Annotated in this window: 20 protein-coding genes and 1 rRNA gene; 8 read left to right on the forward strand and 13 right to left on the reverse strand. The window is 59.2% G+C overall.

The window, feature by feature from the left end; genetic code table 11:
• From BLU11_RS18715 to crp, 8 genes are all read right to left on the reverse strand, one after another.
• The gene (locus BLU11_RS18715) at nt 1-681 is read right to left on the reverse strand and encodes a DUF4194 domain-containing protein (protein WP_197674227.1); all 681 of its coding nucleotides are present in this window, start codon (nt 679-681) and stop codon (nt 1-3) included.
• The gene (locus BLU11_RS18720) at nt 674-2,113 is read right to left on the reverse strand and encodes a Wadjet anti-phage system protein JetA family protein (RefSeq protein WP_090275973.1); all 1,440 of its coding nucleotides are present in this window, start codon (nt 2,111-2,113) and stop codon (nt 674-676) included. The genes BLU11_RS18715 and BLU11_RS18720 overlap by 8 nt, the downstream gene beginning before the upstream one ends.
• Nucleotides 2,114-2,332: 219 nt before the next feature.
• Nucleotides 2,333-4,213, reverse strand: coding sequence for a 1-deoxy-D-xylulose-5-phosphate synthase (gene dxs / locus BLU11_RS18725; protein ID WP_090275975.1), 1,881 nt, complete (start codon nt 4,211-4,213; stop codon nt 2,333-2,335).
• A 108-nt stretch (nt 4,214-4,321) separates the two neighbouring features.
• Nucleotides 4,322-5,209, reverse strand: coding sequence for a polyprenyl synthetase family protein (locus tag BLU11_RS18730; protein ID WP_090275976.1), 888 nt, complete (start codon nt 5,207-5,209; stop codon nt 4,322-4,324).
• Nucleotides 5,206-5,445 (reverse strand): exodeoxyribonuclease VII small subunit, encoded by a 240-nt coding sequence (locus BLU11_RS18735; protein WP_090275978.1) that lies wholly within the window; start codon nt 5,443-5,445, stop codon nt 5,206-5,208. Before BLU11_RS18735 ends, BLU11_RS18730 begins: the two co-directional genes overlap by 4 nt.
• Before the next feature lie 88 nt (nt 5,446-5,533).
• Complete coding sequence (locus BLU11_RS18740; RefSeq protein WP_090275980.1) at nt 5,534-6,256, reverse strand: 16S rRNA (uracil(1498)-N(3))-methyltransferase; 723 nt, start codon at nt 6,254-6,256, stop codon at nt 5,534-5,536.
• Between the two features lie 3 nt (nt 6,257-6,259).
• Nucleotides 6,260-7,612 (reverse strand): adenosylmethionine--8-amino-7-oxononanoate transaminase, encoded by a 1,353-nt coding sequence (locus BLU11_RS18745; RefSeq protein WP_090275982.1) that lies wholly within the window; start codon nt 7,610-7,612, stop codon nt 6,260-6,262.
• 66 nt (nt 7,613-7,678) lie between these two features.
• Nucleotides 7,679-8,323 (reverse strand): cAMP-activated global transcriptional regulator CRP, encoded by a 645-nt coding sequence (gene crp, locus BLU11_RS18750; RefSeq protein WP_090275984.1) that lies wholly within the window; start codon nt 8,321-8,323, stop codon nt 7,679-7,681.
• 181 nt (nt 8,324-8,504) lie between these two features.
• Between crp and BLU11_RS18755 the strand changes: the two genes are divergently transcribed.
• Nucleotides 8,505-8,927: an OsmC family protein gene (locus tag BLU11_RS18755; protein ID WP_090275986.1), complete on the forward strand. Its 423-nt coding sequence runs from the start codon at nt 8,505-8,507 to the stop codon at nt 8,925-8,927.
• A 45-nt stretch (nt 8,928-8,972) separates the two neighbouring features.
• Here BLU11_RS18755 and coq7 read toward each other — a convergent pair whose 3' ends face one another.
• Together coq7 and BLU11_RS18765 are read right to left on the reverse strand one after the other, a co-directional pair.
• Complete coding sequence (gene coq7 / locus BLU11_RS18760; RefSeq protein ID WP_090275988.1) at nt 8,973-9,617, reverse strand: 2-polyprenyl-3-methyl-6-methoxy-1,4-benzoquinone monooxygenase; 645 nt, start codon at nt 9,615-9,617, stop codon at nt 8,973-8,975.
• 63 nt (nt 9,618-9,680) lie between these two features.
• The gene (locus BLU11_RS18765; protein WP_407920219.1) at nt 9,681-10,019 is read right to left on the reverse strand and encodes a histidine triad nucleotide-binding protein; all 339 of its coding nucleotides are present in this window, start codon (nt 10,017-10,019) and stop codon (nt 9,681-9,683) included.
• A 77-nt stretch (nt 10,020-10,096) separates the two neighbouring features.
• Between BLU11_RS18765 and BLU11_RS18770 the strand changes: the two genes are divergently transcribed.
• A complete protein-coding gene (locus BLU11_RS18770) occupies nt 10,097-11,578 on the forward strand; it encodes an AAA family ATPase (protein WP_090275990.1) in 1,482 nt (493 codons plus the stop codon).
• On the opposite strand, the gene hemJ is transcribed toward BLU11_RS18770, so the two are convergent.
• Nucleotides 11,579-12,001 carry a protoporphyrinogen oxidase HemJ gene (gene hemJ / locus BLU11_RS18775; protein WP_090275992.1) on the reverse strand — a complete coding sequence of 141 codons (423 nt, stop codon included), beginning with the start codon at nt 11,999-12,001 and terminating at the stop codon, nt 11,579-11,581.
• A 129-nt stretch (nt 12,002-12,130) separates the two neighbouring features.
• Between hemJ and argC the strand changes: the two genes are divergently transcribed.
• The 4 genes from argC to erpA all read left to right on the forward strand — a co-directional run bounded on the left by argC (nt 12,131) and on the right by erpA (nt 14,757).
• Nucleotides 12,131-13,165 carry an N-acetyl-gamma-glutamyl-phosphate reductase gene (gene argC / locus BLU11_RS18780; RefSeq protein ID WP_090275994.1) on the forward strand — a complete coding sequence of 345 codons (1,035 nt, stop codon included), beginning with the start codon at nt 12,131-12,133 and terminating at the stop codon, nt 13,163-13,165.
• The gene (locus BLU11_RS18785) at nt 13,165-13,914 is read left to right on the forward strand and encodes a DUF6776 family protein (protein ID WP_090275996.1); all 750 of its coding nucleotides are present in this window, start codon (nt 13,165-13,167) and stop codon (nt 13,912-13,914) included. Before argC ends, BLU11_RS18785 begins: the two co-directional genes overlap by 1 nt.
• Complete coding sequence (locus tag BLU11_RS18790) at nt 13,914-14,336, forward strand: bactofilin family protein (protein WP_157718714.1); 423 nt, start codon at nt 13,914-13,916, stop codon at nt 14,334-14,336. Before BLU11_RS18785 ends, BLU11_RS18790 begins: the two co-directional genes overlap by 1 nt.
• Before the next feature lie 67 nt (nt 14,337-14,403).
• Nucleotides 14,404-14,757, forward strand: a complete 354-nt coding sequence (erpA, locus tag BLU11_RS18795) for an iron-sulfur cluster insertion protein ErpA (protein ID WP_090276000.1) — start codon at nt 14,404-14,406, stop codon at nt 14,755-14,757.
• Nucleotides 14,758-14,774: 17 nt separating this feature from the next.
• Here erpA and BLU11_RS18800 read toward each other — a convergent pair whose 3' ends face one another.
• Nucleotides 14,775-15,872, reverse strand: a complete 1,098-nt coding sequence (locus BLU11_RS18800) for an anhydro-N-acetylmuramic acid kinase (protein ID WP_269433222.1) — start codon at nt 15,870-15,872, stop codon at nt 14,775-14,777.
• A complete protein-coding gene (locus BLU11_RS18805) occupies nt 15,873-17,330 on the reverse strand; it encodes a peptidoglycan DD-metalloendopeptidase family protein (RefSeq protein ID WP_090276002.1) in 1,458 nt (485 codons plus the stop codon).
• A 238-nt stretch (nt 17,331-17,568) separates the two neighbouring features.
• Here BLU11_RS18805 and tyrS point away from each other — a divergent pair, with 238 nt between their 5' ends.
• Together tyrS and BLU11_RS18815 are read left to right on the forward strand one after the other, a co-directional pair.
• Nucleotides 17,569-18,768: a tyrosine--tRNA ligase gene (tyrS, locus tag BLU11_RS18810; protein ID WP_090276004.1), complete on the forward strand. Its 1,200-nt coding sequence runs from the start codon at nt 17,569-17,571 to the stop codon at nt 18,766-18,768.
• A gap of 531 nt (nt 18,769-19,299) precedes the next feature.
• Nucleotides 19,300-20,836 (forward strand): 16S ribosomal RNA (locus BLU11_RS18815).
• Nucleotides 20,837-20,850 lie beyond the last annotated feature (14 nt).

Consider the following 20,850-nt stretch of genomic DNA (forward strand, 5'->3'; position numbering starts at 1 on the left):
TCAGTTGGCTCCTTCGGCAAGGTCAGGGTGTTCGTCAATAGGGTTTTCGTCATCCAGTACCACGCCGCCGGCCAACTGGCTGAGGGCGGTATCGGTCACCAGGCTGATGATGCCGGGGCGGATGATCAGCCAGCCTTCGCCATCTTCCAGGGTGCCATCGCCGGGGCTGCGGATCAGGCGCAGCTGGCGCATGCGCCGCAGCAGGATCTGGCGTTCGCCGGCGTTCTCCGGCAGGGGCCGCCCGAGCAGGTGGCGGTGGCTGAGGCTGAGGGCTTCGAGGGACAGCATGACCTGGCCCAGCTCATCCACCTGGCCGTCACGCAGGGCCTTGTCGTACTCGGCGCGCAGTACCAGCACCAGCGACACTTCCTGCTGATTGAGGCGTTCACGCAGGCCGCTGTTGAAGCTGTCGTCGCTGTCGGACAGACCGGGCACTTCGGCGCCCGGCGGGAAGATGCGCACCATGTTGAAGCGCGATTCGTGGAGCAGGCGGATGCGCAGCACCCACAGGTAATCCTCGACCAGCGGCTGCACCTGCAGGAAGCGGTCGTAGAGCTCGGCTTCGCGCTTGCTTTCGTCACGGCACAATACGCCGCGGTCGAGCAGGCGGATCATCAGGTCGGAAAAGTCGTCGGCGCTGATGCCGTGTTGCTGCAATTGGTCTTCCAGGGCGTCACGCATGGGTATCTTGTTCCAGTTCGATGATGAATCCGTCGCGGCGGTTGAAATAGGTATCGCCGGTCACCGGCTGGCCGGTCGGCTCGATCTTCACGCGAAAGCCGGCGGCGGCCTGGTCGGCGCTGCCCAGGGCGATCACGTGGCTGACCGCCAGCAGATCGCTGGCGCCATGGATGGGCAGGTCACCACTGTTGATGCGGCGGCCGTCGCCCAGGGCGCTGCGCAGGTAGTCGCGCATGCCGCTGGCATTGATGTTGAACGCTCGTTCCAGCAGTTGGCTGACCGCCAGTGAACGCAGGGTGTCGTCGTCGGGCATCCCGGGGTCGTCCATGTGGCTTTGTACCGGCTGGCGATTCTGCCGCTCGCGCAGGCGCACCTGGGCGGGATCGATGAGTTCCACGCGGATGCGCGCCATGGCGTCGCCGGCGGCATTCAGGCGCTGTTCGTAGCTGGCTGCATCGAGGGTGCTGAGTTCCCGGCACAGACCGACGATGTCGTTGTGCTGTTGGGTTTGCAGGTAGCTGAGTTGGCGAATGAGGATGTCGGCGCGTTTGGTGAAGCTCTGCAGGGTGCGGCGCAGGGCCGGCAGCATGATTTCCGAGGCGTTGCGCAGGCGGTTGTCGATGGTGTCGAGCAGTTGCCAGAGCACCGAAGCGCTATCGTCGACGATCAGGTCGGGGGCCAGGCGGCGCAGTTCCCGTTCGGCATTGGCTTTCCAGTCCCTGGGCTTGTGGCGGATACGGCGCAATACGTCGTGGATGCGGTCGCGGTGTTTTTCCACGCTGTCGGCGGACAGGCGGATCGACACGTCGGGCTGGAAGCGGCGCTCCATGAAGTCGAAGAACTGGTCGCTGGCCTGTTGCACCAGTTGCTGGGCTTCGACTTCGCGCACCAGTTGGCGTTTGCGCTCTTCCAGCTCGGCGATGATGTCGGTGAAGTCGGCGATGATGCGTTCGGAGTATTCGTAGGCGTCGAGCAGGTCATAGACTTCGCCGCGCTCGGCGAAGGCGGACAGGGCGTTGAGGGTGTTACGGGTGTTGCGATGCCGGGTGCGTACGCTGTGGCCGACGGCTTCGACCAGTGACTGGGTGAACAGGCGGCCGAGGCGGCTGAAGGGGTAGGTGGACTGGAAGGTGGCTTGGTCTACCTGGCGTTCGAGCCAGCCGTGTTCGATCAGACTGTTGAGTACCCAGCCGGCCTGTTCGCGGTTGTTGCGAAAGCGGCTCTGTTCGTCATCGTCACCGTCGAGCAGGGGCGCGCGCTCCAGGGCTTCGCTGAAGATATCCAGCACCTGTTCGCGCTTTAGCGATTCGCCGTAGTCGGCGCTGGCGCTGTACAGGCGGTCGTGCAGCAGGCGCAGGCATTCGACGATCTGTTCGCGGTATTTGCTGGTCAGTGGTTTGAAGAACTGCAGGCGCTGGTCGGTAAAGAACATGGGGCGTCCGGAGTGGGTGAATCAGCCGGGTATTATGCCGCATGCGGCGGGGGATTTGAGCTTTCCCGGGTCGGTGATGGGTGGTTTTTGTGGACCGGGTCTGGGTATCTGGCTGCAGATGGTTCTTTACGCTACGCGCGGCGGTGCCGAGTTAAATCGCTGTATCATGAAACACTTGGGCGCACGGGGTGCGCCCGGGAGGTATAGAGCAGTCTTCCGTTATTGGGTCGACAACCGCTGGCGGATGGATTTTTCGATGCCTGCGGCATCCAGGCCGCATTCGGCCAACATGCTGTTGGGCTTGTCGTGTTCGACATAGATGTCCGGCAGGCCGAGGTTGAGCACCGGGATCTGGATGCCTTGGGCAAGCAGCCATTCGTTTACCGCGCTGCCGGCGCCGCCCATGATGGCGTTCTCTTCGAGGGTGACCAGCAGGCTGTGACTGTCGGCCAGTTGCTGCAGCAGTTCGGTATCCAACGGTTTGACGAAGCGCATGTTGGCCACGGTGGCATTCAGCGTTTCGGAGGCGAGCATGGCATTGGCGTGCAGAGTGCCGAAGCTGAGAATGGCGACCTGTTCACCCTGGCGGGTAATCACGCCCTTGCCGATGGGCAAGGGCTCGAGCGCCGAGTCGATCGGCACGCCTGGCCCGGTGCCTCGGGGGTAGCGCACGGCGGCAGGGCCATTGTGCAGGAAGCCGGTGGTGAGCATCTGCCGGGTTTCGTTTTCATCGGCCGGCGCCATGATCAGCATATTGGGAACGCAGCGCAGGTAGCTCAGATCAAAGCTGCCGGCATGGGTTGGGCCGTCCTCGCCGACCAGACCGGCGCGATCGATGGCGAATAACACGTCCAGATCCTGCACCGCGACGTCATGAATCAGCTGGTCGTAGGCGCGTTGCAGGAAGGTTGAGTAAATGGCCACCACCGGCTTGGCACCTTCACAGGCCATGCCTGCAGCCAGGGTGACGGCATGCTGTTCGGCAATGGCGACATCGAAGTAGCGCTGCGGGAAGCGTTCGCTGAAGGCAATCAGGTCGGAGCCTTCCTTCATCGCGGGGGTAATGCCGACCAGCCGTGCATCGGCTTCGGCCATATCGCATAACCACTGACCGAAAACGCTGGAGTATTTCGGCTTGCTTTGCCCATTGCCTGCAGGCTTGGGCTCGAGCTTGGTGATGGCGTGGTAGCCGATGGGGTCGGCTTCGGCAGGAGAGAAGCCCTTGCCCTTTTTGGTCACCACATGGAGAAACTGCGGACCCTTGAGCTGGCGCATGTTGCGCAGGGTGGTGATCAGGGTCGGCAGGTCGTGGCCGTCGATGGGGCCGATGTAGTTCCAGCCCAGTTCCTCGAACAGTACGCCCGGTGCCAGCATGGCCTTGGCAGTTTCTTCGGTCTTGCGTGCCAACTCCCATGCGGGGGGGAGCTTTGATAGTACCTTCTTGCTGCCTTCACGCATGTGCGCATAGGTGCGGCTGGAGAGGATCTTGGCCAGGTAGTTGGACAGCCCGCCGACGTTATGCGATATCGACATGTCGTTGTCGTTCAACACCACCAGCATGTCGGCATCGACCACACCGGCGTGGTTGAGTGCTTCGAAGGCCATGCCGGCGGTCATGGCACCATCGCCGATGACTGCGACGGAGCGGCGATCCAGTCCTTGCAGGCGAGAGGCGATGGCCATGCCCAGGCCGGCGCTGATCGAAGTACTGGAGTGACCGACGCCAAAGGTATCAAAAGGGCTCTCACTGCGTCGTGGAAAGGCGGATAGCCCGTCTTTCTGGCGCAGACTGGCCATCTGTTCGCGGCGACCGGTGAGAATCTTGTGGGGGTAGGCCTGATGGCCGACGTCCCACAGCAACCGGTCTTCCGGGGTGTGATAGATATAATGCAGAGCGACCGTCAACTCGATTACTCCGAGTCCGGCGCCAAAATGTCCGCCGGTCTGGCCGACCGTCCATAGCAGGAACAGGCGCAGCTCATCCGCCAGGTCAGGCAGCTGTGCTTCGTCGAGTTCGCGCAGCTGGGCTGTGGTGTCAAGGCTGTCCAGCAGGGGAGTGCAGGGACGGTCACGGGGTATGTCGTGGAAAGTGCTAGGCATCAAACAAGGCTCTGATTGCCGCAGGGTGCAGCAGGAAACAAGCGCGCAGTTTAACCGATGAGGGATGGATAGCCCAACCTCGACTGCGCTGTCCGACGGAACTGGTGCTCAGAACCGGCGTTCCACAATGTAGCGGGCGACTTGGCGCAGGCGCTCGGCGGGACTGCCGAACGGCTCAAGCGTGCTGATCGCCTGATCACACAGCGAGCGCGCCAGCGCATGCGCGCCGTCGAGTCCGAGCATGGCGGGGTAGGTGGGTTTGCCCCGCGCGTGATCGGCGCCCTGTTGCTTGCCCGACACGCTGGTATCGCTTTCGATATCGATGATGTCATCCTGCACCTGGAATGCCAGGCCGATGCAGCGAGCATACTCTTCCAGTGCCGCCAGCTGATCATCATCGGCACGCTCGGTCGCTAGAGCGCCGAGCCGCACGCTGGCGTGAATCAGTGCGCCGGTTTTATGTTGATGCATGTCTTCCAGCGCGTTCTGGTCCAATTGCGCGCCTACCGAGGCGAGGTCGATGGCCTGGCCACCTACCATCCCCTGCGGACCGGCGGCGCGGGCCAGCAGAGTGGTCATGCGTAGCCGGGTCTCGGCCTGCCAGCTGCCTTCGCAGCTGATCCATTCAAAGGCCAATGCCTGAAGCGCGTCACCGGCCAGAATGGCGGTGGCTTCGTCGAAGGCGCGATGGCAGGTTGGACGTCCGCGCCGCAGGTTGTCGTCATCCATAGCGGGCAGGTCGTCATGAATCAGCGAATAGGCGTGAATCAGTTCGACGGCGCCCGCAACCACATCCACCGGCTTGTCGGTCCCGCCCAGCGCTTCGCAGCTGGCGTAGGCGAGGAGCGGGCGGACGCGCTTGCCGCCGCCGGTGACGCTGTAGCGTATGGCGGCGTAGAGGCGCTCCAGCCCAGGGTGGCTGTTGCAGAACTGCTGATCGAGATGGGTGTCGATGCGTTTCTGGCAGGCCTTGAGATAGTCGCCGAAATCGCTCATTGCGCGTCATCCGCAAAGGGCGCGGTCACCAGTTGGCCATCCTGCTCCAGCAGCTGCGAGACCTTCTGTTCGGCCTGGGTCAGGGCCTGCTGGCATTCGCGGGTCAGGGTCACGCCCTGCTCGAAGGCGCTGAGAGAATCTTCCAGGCTGAGATCGCCGCTTTCCAGGCGTTCAACCAGGGTTTGCAGAGCGCCCAGCGATTGCTCGAAATCGACTGCGGTTTTTTTTCGGGCCATGGGTCGCTACCTCGATTGAATGATGGATCGGAAAACCGCTGAACATTACCCAAGCCGGTGGGTGTGGTCAATTGCAGCTCGACCAGCCTCAGAAATCGCCCCACAACTGTTGCGCAATGCTCAGCGCTACTACGGGTGCGGTTTCAGTACGCAGCACACGCGGGCCGAAGCGTGCAGCCTGGAAACCGGCGCCTTCTGTCTGCTCTATTTCGGCGGCGCTGAGTCCGCCTTCAGGGCCGATGAGCAGACCCAGCGTTTGTGGCGGTGTCATGCTGGACAGGCGCTGGGTAGTGCGATGATGCAGCACCAGTTTCAGATCGACCTTGAGCGAGCTGAGCCAGTCGGCCAGCGCAATGGGCGGGTTGATGATCGGTACCACGCTGCGTCCACACTGTTCGCAGGCGCTGATCGCGATTTGCTGCCAGTGGTTCAGCCGTTTTTCTGCACGCTCACCTTGCAGGCGCACCTCGCAGCGTTCGGTCATCAATGGCGTGATCTGCGCTACGCCCAGCTCTACGGCTTTCTGAATGGCCCAGTCCATGCGCTCACCGCGAGACATGGCCTGCCCCAGATGCACACGCAGCGGCGACTCGGTCAGCCCGGCCATCGGTGCGCCTAGTTCAATGCGTACCTCGCGCTTGCCAGCTTCCAGCACCTCGCCGGGCCATTCCTGGCCGCTGCCATTGAAGATCTGCACCGCTGCGCCTGCGCTCAGGCGCAGCACGCGACTTATATAGTGCGCCAGATCACCGTCCAGCAGCTGTTCGCCCTGGCTCAGGGGCGCATCCAGATAGAAGCGGGAGACACGCACGGCTCAGTTCCTTGTAGCCAGTTCGATACCTTCCCAGGCGACGCTGGCGAGATGGTCGATCTGGTCGGGGGTGATGACATAGGGCGGCATGAAATACACCACGTTGCCCAGTGGGCGCAGCAGGGCTTCGTGCTTGAGGCCGTATTCATAAACACGGATACCGCGGCGCTCCTGCCAGGGGTAGGGCGTGCGGCTGGCCTTGTCCTGCACCATTTCGATAGCCAGCACCATGCCGGTCTGGCGAACCTCGGCGACATTGGGATGATCGGTGAAATGCGCCGTGGCCTTGGCCATATGCGCGGCCAGAGTCTTGTTGTTTTCGATCACATTGTCCTGCTCGAACAGATCCAGAGTCGCCAATGCCGCGGCGCAGGCCAGCGGGTTGCCGGTGTAACTGTGCGAGTGCAGGAAGGCGCGCAGGGAGCTGTAATCGTCGTAGAAGGCTTCATAGATCCTGTCGGTGGTCAGACAGACCGACATCGGCAGATAGCCACCGGTCAGCGCCTTGGACAGACACAGGAAGTCCGGACTGATATCGGCCTGTTCACAGGCAAACATGCTGCCGGTACGTCCGAAGCCTACGGCGATTTCATCATGAATCAGATGCACGCCATAACGGTCACAGGCTTCACGCAGCAGCTTTAGATATACCGGGTGATACATGCGCATGCCGCCCGCACACTGGATCAGCGGTTCGACGATGACCGCGGCGACTTGCTCATGGTTCTCCGCCAGGGCGCGCTCCATGTGCTCGAACATGAGTCGGCTGTGCTCTTCCCAGGTGGAGCCCGGTTCGCGATCGTAGCAATCGGGCGATGGGACGGTAATGACCTCCATCAGCAGGGGCTCGTAGGTTTCCTTGTACAGCGGCACATCACCTACCGCCAGGGTTGCCAGGGTCTCGCCGTGATAGCTGTTGGACAGGGTGATGAAGCGTTTCTTCTCCGGTTTACCGATATTGAGCCAGTAATGGAAGCTCATCTTCAGCGCCACTTCGATGCAGGAGGAACCGTTGTCGGCATAGAAACAGCGGGTCAATGGTTCCGGGGTGATGGCGACCAGGCGCTCGGAGAGTTCGATGACCGGCGGATGGGAAAAACCGCTCAGAATGACATGCTCGAGGGTGTCGAGTTGCTGCTTGATCCGCTGGTTGATGTAGGGGTTGGCGTGGCCGAAGGCATTGACCCACCAGGAGCTGACCGCATCCAGATAACGGTTGCCCTCGAAGTCATGCAGCCACACACCTTCACCCCGCTGAATTGGGATGATCGGCATGTGTTCGTGGTCTTTCATCTGGGTGCAGGGATGCCAGAGTACCGAAATGTCCCGCTGCATCCACTCGTTGTTCAGACCCATAGTCGCCTCGCCGGATAGGAAATTATCCGGCGATTGTACATCAAGCTAACGGGTGGCTGCAGAGCCTCAGCGGGTACCGTAGACCACCATGGTCTTGCCCTTGGCGTGAATCAGGCCCTGGTCTTCCAGCGTCTTGAGTACGCGACCGACCATCTCCCGTGAGCAACCGACGATACGGCCGATTTCCTGGCGGGTGATTCTGACCTGCATGCCGTCAGGGTGAGTCATGGCGTCGGGCTGTTTGCACAGATCCAGCAAGGTGGCGGCGACCCGACCGGTGACGTCGAGAAATGTCAGGTTGCCTACCTTGCGGGTAGTGCGGCGCAGGCGGTCGGCCATTTGCCGGCCCACTGCATAGAGCAGTTCAGGATCGCGGGCGGTAATGGCGCGGAACTCGGCATAGGGCAGTTCAGCCACTTCACATTCGGTTCGCGCCTTGACCCAGGCGCTGCGGTCCTGTTCGGCGAAGCCTTCGTCGAACAAACCCATCTCGCCGAAAAAATCGCCCTGATTGAGGTAGGCGAGAATGACGTCGCGGCCAGGGGCTTCCTGGAGGGTGATGGTGACCGAGCCCTTGACGATATAGAACAGGCTGTTGGATACATCTCCGGCATGAATGATGGTGCTGCGGGGCGGGAAGAGATGATGCTCACAATGTCCCAGAAACGCATCGATGTTTGTTGTTATGAGTGTCGGCGAATTAGCAATCATTGTTGTCATCCTGGCAGATATGATTGAGCAGACCATGCATACATGGGCATCCTTGCAGCCTCAATGCGAGACCAAATCGGATTATGTCCAGTTTTGCGGCGAATGACCAGCTCCAGCTGTCGCACCGGCGCTGTGCTATTCTCCGCCGCCAGCGGATAACTTATTGCAGCGGGAGAAAGAAATGAAAGCGCATATCAAGTGGGTGGACGGTGCCATGTTTCTGGGCGAATCGGGCAGCGGTCACACCGTGGTGATGGATGGGCCGGAAGAGGCGGGTGGGCGCAACATGGGCGTGCGCCCCATGGAGACCCTGCTCATCGGTCTGGGTGGTTGCGCCAGTTACGACGTGGTCAGCATTCTCAGGAAAGGGCGGCAGAATATTCACAACGTGGAGGCCAAGCTGGAAGCGGTACGCGCTGACAGTGAGCCAAAGGTGTTTACCCGCATCCACGTGCATTTTGTAGTCAAGGGCAGGCAACTGAAAGAAACTCAGGTCAAACGTGCGGTAGAGCTGTCGGCAGAGAAGTACTGCTCCGCCTCTATCATGCTTGGTCGCGGTGGTGTGGAAATTACCCACGACTACGAGATTATCGACGTCGACTGAATGCGGCTCGGCTGTGACTGGCGCCAGGGTCAACAGACCCTGGGCTCAGATCCGATAGGTTGCTGCAGTCATGACTCTAGACATCAGTTTCATGACACCTTTAACCGGTCGCGGAAAGTCCACGCCGCCGGCCTGAAGTGCCTGGCTACCATGTTCGATCTCGTCCAGGCGCATCTGCTCAAGAATCGCGCGGGACTTGAGATCATCCTCTGGCAGTTGACGAAGGTGATCATCCAGATGCCGTTCCACCAGCTGCTCCGTAGCGGCAACAAAACCCAGACTGATACGATCGCTGATCTTGCCTGCGGCGGCGCCGATACCGAAGGATAAGCCGTAGAACAGTGGATTGAGTACGCTGGTACGGCTGTCCAATTCGCGCAGACGTTGCTCGCACCAGGCCAGGTGATCTACTTCCTCGGCGGCGGCCTGTTCCATCTTGCCGCGTACCTCGGGCAATCTGGCTGTCAACGCCTGCCCCTGATACAACGCCTGGGCGCATACCTCGCCGGTATGGTTGATGCGCATCAGGCCGGCAGTGTGTTGGCGCTGCTGCCCGGCGACGGCATCGGTACGCAGATGCTGCGCCGGGGAGGGACGGCCGGGTTGGGCAGCACCGGGCACCAGGGTGCGCATGGCCTGATCGGACTGGCTCAGCAGCCGGTCAAGCAGACTGTATTGGCGTGTACTCATGTCATGTCTCCTGAAACGTACTTGCAGTATAGCGGTAGCGTCAGCGGCGGCCATTGTTGCAGATCAACCCGGTGGCCAGCCCATCTGCCGCTGCCCGAGTACATGCAGGTGAATGTGGTACACCGTCTGGCTGCCCATTTCCTTGCAATTGAATACGGTACGGAAGCCGCCATCGCAGCCCAGTTCCAGGGCCAGCCGCTGGGCGGTATAGGTCATATGGCCAACCAGCTCGCAATCTTCCTCTGTCATGTCATTCAGAGTGGCGATATGCTTTTTCGGAATCACCAGAAAATGCACCGGAGCCTGAGGGTTGATATCGTGGAAGGCCAGCACACGGTCGTCTTCGAAGATCTTCTTTGATGGGATCTTGCCTTCGGCAATCATGCAGAACAAACAGTCCACGGCATGCTCCTGGTTATTTGTGAGAGTGCCGCCAGTTTAACCGACCATCGGCAGAATGTAACAGCGAGGGATACGCAGTGAAAAATGACATCCAAGATCTAGGGCTGGTGCTGGAATCCCGGGTCCGCTTGGTGGTTATCGAATCCTGGGAAGAGCGGCGCGTGCTTGAAGCCATAGGGGCGCTTGCGATCAAGCGGCAGCAGACCTGGTATACCTGGGATCAGATTGACGGGTTGCAGCGCCTGGGTTTCGGCAGCGCGCTGGAAGAGGCGGATGACCTTGTCGATCCGGAAGTGGCTCTGGACCACATCCGACGGCATCGTCAGCCGGCGTTGTATGTCTTCTGCGACCTCCATCCGTTCATGCAGTCTCCACGCTTGATTCGCCTGCTCAAGATGATCGCCATGGACCCATCCGATAACGCGCCGACGCTGTTGCTGATCAGTCATGAGCTTTCATTGCCGCCGGAACTGCAGCGGCTGACTGCGCGCCTCAGCCTGAGCATGCCTTCGGACGAGCAGCTTGCAGCCATCATCCGTGAGGAAGCGGCCCGGTGGACCGAGCGCAACCAGGGCCAGCGCGTGCGCACCGACAACCGCACTCTGCAGCAGGTAGTGCGCAACCTGCGCGGTGTAACGCATGAGGAAGCGAGACTGCTGGCGCGCAAGTTGATTGTCGACGACGGCGCCATTACACAGGAAGATCTGCCGGTGCTGAACCGTGCCAAGTTCAGCCTGCTGGATATGCAAGGCACGCTGAGTTTCGAGCAGGATACAGCCCGTTTTGCCGATGTGGGTGGGCTGACGCAGTTCAAGTGCTGGTTGGCTGACCGCCAGGCCGCCTTCCATGAACCACGAGTGAACGGTGACACCCCCAAAGGTGTATTGCTGGCGGGTGTGCAGGGTTCCGGCAAGAGCCTGGCAGCGCGCGCTGTAGCTGGGCTGTGGGGACTGCCGTTGCTGCGGCTGGATTTCGGCGCCTTATACAACAAGTACATCGGTGAAACCGAGAAGAATCTGCGAGAGGCGCTGGCCATGGCCGATGCCATGGAACCCTGTGTGTTATGGGTCGACGAGATCGAGAAAGGTCTCGGTGAGGACGGCGCCGATCAGGGCGTTTCGCGACGTGTGCTGGGCACCTTGCTGACCTGGATGGCCGAGCGCAAGAGCCGGGTGTTTCTGGTGGCCACGGCAAACAATGTCATGCAGCTGCCACCGGAGCTGATTCGCAAGGGGCGCCTTGATGAGCTGTTCTTTGTCGACCTGCCAGATGCGCGGGTGCGCGAGGATATCTTTCGTATCCACCTGGGCAATCGCGAACTGGCCGTCGAGCGTTTCGACCTGCCCGCGCTGGCCGATGCCAGTGAGGGTTTCGCTGGCGCCGAAATCGAGCAGGCCGTGGTCTCGGCGGTGTACTGCGCTGCCGCCCGTCGGGAAGAGGTCGAGAGCGCACACCTGCTCGATGCGCTGAGTCAGACCTCGCCTTTGTCAGTGGTTATGGCTGAACGTATTCAAGCCCTTCGTGACTGGGCCCAGGGGCGTGCGGTAATGGCCGATTGATCAGAAGGGTTTCAGCACCGCAAGCAGCACGGCACCGACCAGCGCGATCACCGGTGCCTCGTTGAACCAGCGGTAGAACACGTGGGAGCGGGTGTTACTGTCGGCGGCGAAGCGTTTGAGTTGCGCACCGCAGAGAAAGTGATAGCCGATCAGCAGCGCGACCAGGGTCAGTTTGGCGTGCAGCCAGCCCTGCGCGAGCCAGCCGGGAGTCAGGACCAGCATCCAGATACCCAGTCCGGCGGCGACCAGCATCGAAGGGGTCATGATGCCGCGATACAGCTTGCGCTCCATGATTTTGAAGCGGTCACGGCTGATCTGGTCCTCGCTCATGGCGTGGTAGACGAACAGCCGCGGCAGGTAGAACAGGCCGGCGAACCAGGTGACGACGGCCATGATGTGAAAGGCTTTGATCCACAGATACACGTTTGACTCCTGAAATGGATGACGCGAAACCCCATACGCGTTGGTTGTCGTCAGGGTTTACTGGTAATTTCCCTCAGCGCTTTTATCATAGGGGGCTTGTCAGCCATGTTAATCGATTCGAGGCGTAAAATGATCAAGATAGGCATTGTAGGGGGAACCGGTTATACCGGTGTCGAATTGCTGCGTTTGCTGGCAGTGCACCCGGAGGCGCATGTCGAGATCATCACGTCCCGATCGGAAGAAGGCGTGCGCGTGGCGGACATGTATCCCAACCTTCGGGGCCACTATGATGAGTTGGCCTTCAGCGTGCCGGACACCGCCACCCTCGGCAAATGCGATGTGGTGTTCTTCGCCACACCCCACGGCGTTGCACATGCTCTGGCAGCCGAACTGCTGGCGACGGGCACCCGTGTCATTGACCTGTCCGCGGATTTCCGCCTGCGTGATGCCGATGTCTGGGCCGAATGGTACGGCCAGCCTCATGGCGCGCCCGAATTGCTCGGCGAGGCGGTCTACGGTCTGCCGGAGGTCAACCGCGAGGCTATTCGTGATGCACGGCTGATTGCAGTGCCCGGCTGTTATCCCACATCGGTGCAGTTGGGTCTGATTCCTCTGCTGGAGGCCGGTCTGGCGCGTACCGATAACCTTATTGCCGACTGTAAATCCGGAGTCAGCGGTGCCGGGCGAGGAGCTAAGGTCTCGTCGCTGTTCGGTGAAACCACCGAAAGCATGAAGGCCTATGGCGTGGCGGGGCACCGTCATCTCCCGGAGATTACCCAGGGGCTGCGGCGTGCGGCGGGCAGCGATGTCGGTCTGACCTTCGTGCCGCACCTTACGCCGATGATCCGCGGTATCCACTCCACCCTGTACGCGCATGTGCCGGATCACAGTGTCGATCTGCAGCAGCTGTTTACCGAGCGCTATGCCAACGAGCCCTTCGTTGATGTGATGCCGGCTGGCAGCCATCCGGAAACCCGCAGCGTGCGCGGCGCCAACGTCTGCCGCCTGGCCGTGCATCGGCCCCAGGGGGGCGATCTGGTTGTGGTGTTATCGGTGATCGACAACTTGGTTAAAGGCGCCTCGGGGCAGGCCATCCAGAATATGAATATCGCTCTGGGGCTGGATGAGTCCATGGGGCTGGCTCATCCGGCGCTCATGCCTTGATGGATAGCGAGCAGACCAGCGGGCCCGCCGACGAGCGCAGTTTAAGCCTGTTGCCAGTTGCGCCGGTGTCGCGCCGACGCAAGCTGCTGGTATGGGTGCTGTTCGCCGGCTTGCCGCTCTGCGGCTGGTTGGGCTGGACGGCGGCGATGAATTCCTCGCAAATGCAGGATTATCAGCGCCTGCAACAGGAGCGTAGCGGTATCCAGACCGAGCTGGAGGAGACTCGTCTACGTCACCAGCAGCTCGAAGTGGATCTGCTGGTGGCACGTCAGTCCGCCAGTGATGGGCAGCAGACCATTGATGATCTTGAGCAGCAGTTGTTCCGTCTGCAGCAGGATCTGGCCCAGTATCAGGGTGCCTTGGCGCCCAACGCGATGAACCCGGGCGTACGCTTTCAGGCCTTCGAATTGCAGGCCACTGATGTGCCCGGCGTTTTCCGGTACAAGGTGATGGTAAGTCGCGTCGGCAATGAAAGTGATACCGTTCAGGCGAGTTTGACCGTGTCGGTGCAGGGTAAGCTCGAAGGCAAAGACACCCGGGTAAGCTTGTCCGAGCTCACTGGCGGCAGAATCAGCGCATTAGAGCTGAATTTTCGGTATTTTCAGGTGGTGCCGGCAAATGGTAACGATGCCGAGCTGATGCTACCGGTGGGCTTTGTGCCGGAAAGCGTGCATCTGCGTGCCGAACAGGATGGCAAGCTGCTGCTTGAACAGACAATGGAATGGACCGAAACGGGAGTCAGATCCTGATGTTGAATTTGAATAAGCGCAAGAGAGCGGGTATCAATCAACCCGCTGGCAAGACCACCTTCATCGCCGGGGATACAGAACTGCGTGGTAATCTGCGTTTCAGCGGAGCGGTAAAAGTCGAAGGGCGGGTCATCGGTAATATTGATGCGGACGAGGGCGCGATAGCTGTCGGGCAGGAAGGCTATGTGGAAGGAATCATCAAGGCACCGAGCGTGCTGGTGAATGGCGTGATAGTCGGTGATGTGCACGCTTTCGAACATCTGCAGCTGGATGCCGAAGCTCGTGTCGACGGTGATCTGTATTATCGCTTCATGGAAATGGTTTCGGGTGCGCAGATCAACGGGCAGCTGCACTACCTCGGTGAAGGGCAGAGCGCGGATGCTGGCAATGAGTTGATGCCCCCGCAGCTGAAGAGTAGTTGACCAAAAGAGTCGGATAAATGGATAATAGCCGGCTTGTTGTGCTGCGGCACTTGCCGCCGGAGGTTGTATGTCTAGTGCTGAAGTTTTTACCCCTGCTGCGATGCAGTTTTCCGATAGTGCCGTGGGCAAGGTTCGCGCGCTGATCGAGGAAGAGGGTAACGAACGCCTGAGTTTGCGTGTATTCGTGACCGGGGGCGGTTGTTCCGGCTTCCAGTACGGTTTCACCTTTGATGACGAATTGGCCGAAGACGATACCGTGGTTGAACGCGGCGGCGTCAGGTTGGTGATTGACCCGATGAGTTTCCAGTATCTGGCCGGCTCGGAAGTGGATTACCTGGAAGGGCTGGAGGGTTCTCGGTTCGTCATCAACAACCCCAACGCCACCACGACCTGCGGTTGCGGTTCGTCATTCTCCATCTGACGTCCGCCGGGCGCTATTCAGGCGGGATATATCGCCCCCAGAATGCGCTCGCCGCGGGCGCCGGTAACCGCCGGCAGATTACCACTCTGGCGTGATGTGCAGCGCCACGCCAGCCAGGCAAAGGCGATCGCCTCCATCCAGTCCGGGTCCACGTCCAGAACCGCTGTGCTATGGATGGACCTGGGAGCCAGCAGTTGTTGCAGACGCTCCATGAGCCAGCCGTTGCGTACCCCGCCTCCACAGATATAAACCTCTTCCGCTGGTGGTTGGCAGCTTGCCAGTGCATCGACAATGGTCCGGGCAGTCAGTTCCAGCAGGGTTGCCTGTACATCGACCGGTTTGTCCTGCCGCCTGCTGAGCCGCTGTTCCAGCCAGGCTGGATGAAAATACTCCCGCCCCGTGCTTTTCGGCGCGCCGCGACTGAAGTACGGGTCCTGCAGCATGTTTTCCAATAATCTCGGCACTACCTGGCCGCTCCGTGCCCATGCACCGTCAGCGTCGAACAGCTGGCCCATGTGTCGCTGCGCCCAGTAATCCAGCAGCACATTCCCGGGGCCGCTGTCGAAGCCACTGACGCGCCCTTCGCCAAGCAACGTCATGTTGGCAAAGCCGCCAATATTCACCAGCGCCCGGGTATGTTGCGCAGAGGTCAGCAGCCAGGCGTGAAAAGCCGGTACCAGAGGTGCGCCTTCGCCGCCGGCCGCCAGATCGCGGTTGCGAAAATCACAAATCACATCGATACCACACAGCTCTGCCAGCAGCGCTGGCGCGCCAATCTGAACGCTGAAACTGGATTCGGGATGATGGCGAATGGTTTGGCCATGGCTGCCGATAGCCGATATCTGGCTATTGGCAATGCCTTGCTGCTGCAATAGCCGGTTCACCCCCTGCGCCGCCAGCGTAGCCCACTGCTGGCCTGCAATGCCGGCACGGTGAATTTCGTCCGCGCCCGGTTGGCAGAGCGAAAGCAGGTCATTACGCAGGGCAGTGGGGAAAGGCATGCACAGCGCGCCCATCAGGGTGGCGCGCTGTGCTGATGGGGAAAAGGAGGTCAGGGCGATGTCGATACCATCCAGGCTGGTGCCTGACATGATACCGACATACAGCTGTTCCACTTACTCGTCCAGCTGGGCCAGCTGTGTGCCACCCTGCTGGTCGAGACTGGCCATCATCTGATCGCTCAGCGCCATGAACTTGGTGCGTTCGTTGTTTGCGATGGGGTCGGACGCCGGAAGCTTGACGCTGAGTGGGTCCACGTGCCGGCCACTGACGCGGAATTCATAATGCAGATGTGGTCCTGTGGCCAGTCCTGTCATGCCGACATAGCCGATGATCTGGCCTTGGGCGACGTTGCTGCCGGACTTGATCCCTTTGGCGTAGCGGCTCATATGTGCATATAGGGTCTGGTAGGTCTGGCCATGCTTGATGACCACGGTATTACCGTATCCACCCTTGCGTCCCGCATGAACCACGCGGCCGTCGCCGGTTGCCTTGATCGGGGTGCCGGTGGCGGCAGCATAATCCACACCATTGTGCGCGCGGATCTTGTTCAATACAGGGTGGCGGCGGTTGGGGTTGAAGCGTGAACTGATGCGGGCGAATTCAACCGGGGTGCGAATGAAAGCCTTGCGCATGCTGGTACCGTCAGCACGATAGTAGCTGCTGTTGCCGCTGCTGTCGGTATAACGCACTGCGGTGAAGGTGCGGCCGCGGTTGGTGAAACGGGCAGCAAGAATATTGCCGCTGCCGACGCGCTGATCGCCGACATGTTTGTCCTCGAATAACACTTCGAAACTGTCGCCCTGGCGAATTTCGCGGGCGAAATCCACGTCATAGCCAAAAATATTTGCCATCTGCATGGTCAGGTTGTGCGACAGCCCGGCATTCTGAGCGGCGACAAACAGCGAGCTGTTGATAGTGCCATTGGCGAAGCGGGTGCTGATCTCGGGCTCGATAACGTCTTTGCTGAACGCATAGTCGTCACCATCGCGATCAATCTGGATAGTCTCGAGGCTGTTCAGCTTGGAGCGCATGCCGAGCAGCTCGCCGTTGTCGTCCAGTTTGAATTCGAGTTCCTGGCCAGCGCGAAGGCGAGTGAACGCTCTGGCTTCCTTGCTGCTGCTGATGACCGAATGCAGCGTATTGGCCGACAGGCCGGCATTCTGAAACAGGATCGACAGGGTATCGCCAGTGGTGACCGTTACGCTTGACCATTCAGGGGCGGGCGAGGCAGCAGCTTCTGCTGCTTCTTCCGACACGAGGGGTAGCGCGAGGCCGGTTTGAACGATCTCCGGAGACGCGGCGGTATTCAGCGACTCGGAGGTGCTGGTCATTTCCAGCGGAGAGCTGATTGTGACTGTTTCACTGATCAGTGCATCCAACTCTTCAGAGAGAGCGGATTTCGAGTTGTCCAGCTGCATATCCTGCAGTTCGAGCTGGACCAGAGTCTTCTTGGCTTCGACTTCGGTGGTGGGGATGACGAGCAGAAAAATGCTCAGCGCGGCGGCGATACCACTGGCGGCCATAAGATGGCTTTTAGGGTAGCGCGGTGACTTTGACTTGTGATGGCCCATAAGCGCTCTTGTAGTTGATTCTGTGAAATGTTGACTAACTTGCTAAAATATAACTGAAAGTGCCTCAAGGCAAGCTTTTGCGCGTCCGCCTGTCAGGTTACCGGCGCCATTTTTCAGTTTGTGCTACGCGAGTTATGTCGGCATCAGGCGTTGCAAGTTTAATCTTGATCGTCAATGTTGTATCGTTTGCCGCCTTTCTTCTTTGACCTCTATCAATCTTCACAGACAGGAATCACGCATGAAACCGGTTGACGAGCAGTTGGCGCTGATCAAGCGCGGGGCGGACGAAATACTGGTGGAAGCCGAGCTGCTGGCCAAGCTTGAGCGCGGTACACCGCTACGCGTCAAGGCCGGTTTCGACCCGACGGCGCCGGATCTGCATCTTGGTCACACCGTTCTCATCAATAAGCTGCGTCAGTTCCAGGACCTGGGGCACGAGGTGTTGTTTCTCATTGGTGACTTCACCGGCATGATTGGCGATCCGAGTGGCAAGAACAGTACCCGTCCGCCGCTGACTCGCGAACAGGTATTGGCGAACGCCGAGACCTATAAGGAGCAGGTGTTCAAGATTCTGGATAGGGAGCGCACCCAGGTGATTTTCAATTCGGAGTGGATGGATGCCTTTTCCGCTGCCGACATGATCCAGCTGGCGGGTAAGTACACCGTGGCGCGAATGCTTGAGCGGGATGATTTCGACAAGCGCTATAAGGGTAATCAGGCAATTGCGATTCATGAATTCCTCTATCCATTGATACAGGGCTATGACTCGGTCGCGATGCGGGCTGATATCGAGCTGGGTGGCACCGACCAGAAATTCAACCTGCTGATGGGGCGAGAGCTGCAGCGTCAGTATGGGCAGGAGCCGCAGATAACATTGACCATGCCGCTACTGGTTGGGCTGGATGGTGAGATGAAAATGTCCAAATCGCTCGGCAACTATGTCGGCATCAATGATCAGCCGGGCGTGATGTACAACAAGATAGTGTCTATGCCGGATTCGTTGATGTGGCGTTACTTTGAATTGCTCAGCTTCCGCAGCATGGAAGAGATCAGTGGCTTGCGTGCAAATGTCGAGGCCGGTGCCAATCCACGGGATATCAAGATAAAGTTGGCGGAAGAGTTGGTTGCGCGTTTCCATGGTGAGGAGGCGGCGGCCAGCGCTCATCGTTCAGCGGGTAACAGGCTGAAGGAGGGTGAGCTGCCCGAGGATTTGCCGGAAGTAGTGCTGGAGGCGGAGTCTGATCTACCGGTATCGGCTGCACTCAATCGTGCGGGGATGGCAAAGAATGCGGCAGCGGCGCGGGATCTTCTGAGTGCCGGTTCAGTGAAGGTGGATGGCGAGGTGGTCGGTCGGGGATTCATGTTCAAGACCGGATCGGTGTACGTCTGCCAGGCGGGCAAGAAGAAGTTTGCCAGAATTACCGTAAAAACCCCTTGACGGAAAAGCTGAGGGGTCTATAATTCGCCCCTCGCAAGCCGCGGTGCTTTGAAAAAAGCCCAGGCCAATCAATAAGTTAGCGATAACTTGGGGGTTGACAGGCAAGCGAAACGGCGTAGAATGCGCCGCTCACTGAAGAGGCCGGTTTGGTCGCTTCTTCAGGGTGAGAAAGGAATTTCAGGAAGGCGTTGACAAGGGGTTTTACTCCTGTAGAATGCGCCTCCCTGGTCCGGAACAGCAGCAGCGTTCCAGGCCGATGTGCCAAGCGGTGCAGCGCTGAAAAGCCTCACAAAAAACGCTTGACAGATCAGAAGGTTAGCGTAGAATGCGCGGCCTTGGTTAAGCGGAAACGCAGACCGAATCGCTCTTTAACAAATTGGAATCAAGTAATTCGTGTGGGTGCTTGCTCAATGGAGAGATGATCGCAAGATTATCAGCCTAAGCAAGTTACTCTGTGAATTCATCGAGTTTATAGAATTTTTTGTACGGCTGAGCCAAGTTTAGGGTTTTCTCAAAACCCAATCAGTATTTTAACTGAAGAGTTTGATCATGGCTCAGATTGAACGCTGGCGGTAGGCCTAACACATGCAAGTCGAGCGGATGACGGGAGCTTGCTCCCTGATTTAGCGGCGGACGGGTGAGTAATGCCTGGGAATCTGCCTGGTAGTGGGGGATAACGTTCGGAAACGAACGCTAATACCGCATACGTCCTACGGGAGAAAGCAGGGGATCTTCGGACCTTGCGCTATCAGATGAGCCCAGGTCGGATTAGCTTGTTGGTGAGGTAATGGCTCACCAAGGCCGCGATCCGTAACTGGTCTGAGAGGATGATCAGTCACACTGGAACTGAGACACGGTCCAGACTCCTACGGGAGGCAGCAGTGGGGAATATTGGACAATGGGCGAAAGCCTGATCCAGCCATACCGCGTGTGTGAAGAAGGTCTTAGGATTGTAAAGCACTTTAAGTTGGGAGGAAGGGTTGTAGCTTAATACGCTGCAACTTTGACGTTACCGACAGAATAAGCACCGGCTAACTCTGTGCCAGCAGCCGCGGTAATACAGAGGGTGCAAGCGTTAATCGGAATTACTGGGCGTAAAGCGCGCGTAGGTGGTTCAGTAAGATGGGTGTGAAATCCCCGGGCTCAACCTGGGAACTGCTTTCATAACTGCTGAACTAGAGTACGGTAGAGGGTAGTGGAATTTCCTGTGTAGCGGTGAAATGCGTAGATATAGGAAGGAACACCAGTGGCGAAGGCGACTACCTGGACTGATACTGACACTGAGGTGCGAAAGCGTGGGGAGCAAACAGGATTAGATACCCTGGTAGTCCACGCCGTAAACGATGTCAACTAGCCGTTGGGAACCTTGAGTTCTTAGTGGCGCAGCTAACGCACTAAGTTGACCGCCTGGGGAGTACGGTCGCAAGATTAAAACTCAAATGAATTGACGGGGGCCCGCACAAGCGGTGGAGCATGTGGTTTAATTCGAAGCAACGCGAAGAACCTTACCTGGCCTTGACATGCTGAGAACTTTCCAGAGATGGATTGGTGCCTTCGGGAACTCAGACACAGGTGCTGCATGGCTGTCGTCAGCTCGTGTCGTGAGATGTTGGGTTAAGTCCCGTAACGAGCGCAACCCTTGTCCTTAGTTACCAGCACGTTATGGTGGGCACTCTAAGGAGACTGCCGGTGACAAACCGGAGGAAGGTGGGGATGACGTCAAGTCATCATGGCCCTTACGGCCAGGGCTACACACGTGCTACAATGGGGGATACAAAGGGTTGCCAAGCCGCGAGGTGGAGCTAATCCCATAAAGTCTCTCGTAGTCCGGATTGGAGTCTGCAACTCGACTCCATGAAGTCGGAATCGCTAGTAATCGTGGATCAGAATGCCACGGTGAATACGTTCCCGGGCCTTGTACACACCGCCCGTCACACCATGGGAGTGGGTTGCACCAGAAGTAGCTAGTCTAACCTTCGGGAGGACGGTTACCACGGTGTGATTCATGACTGGGGTGAAGTCGTAACAAGGTAGCCGTAGGGGAACCTGCGGCTGGATCACCTCCTTAATCGAAAGATCACC

Source organism: Halopseudomonas litoralis (assembly GCF_900105005.1).
Taxonomy (GTDB): Bacteria; Pseudomonadota; Gammaproteobacteria; order Pseudomonadales; family Pseudomonadaceae; genus Halopseudomonas; species Halopseudomonas litoralis.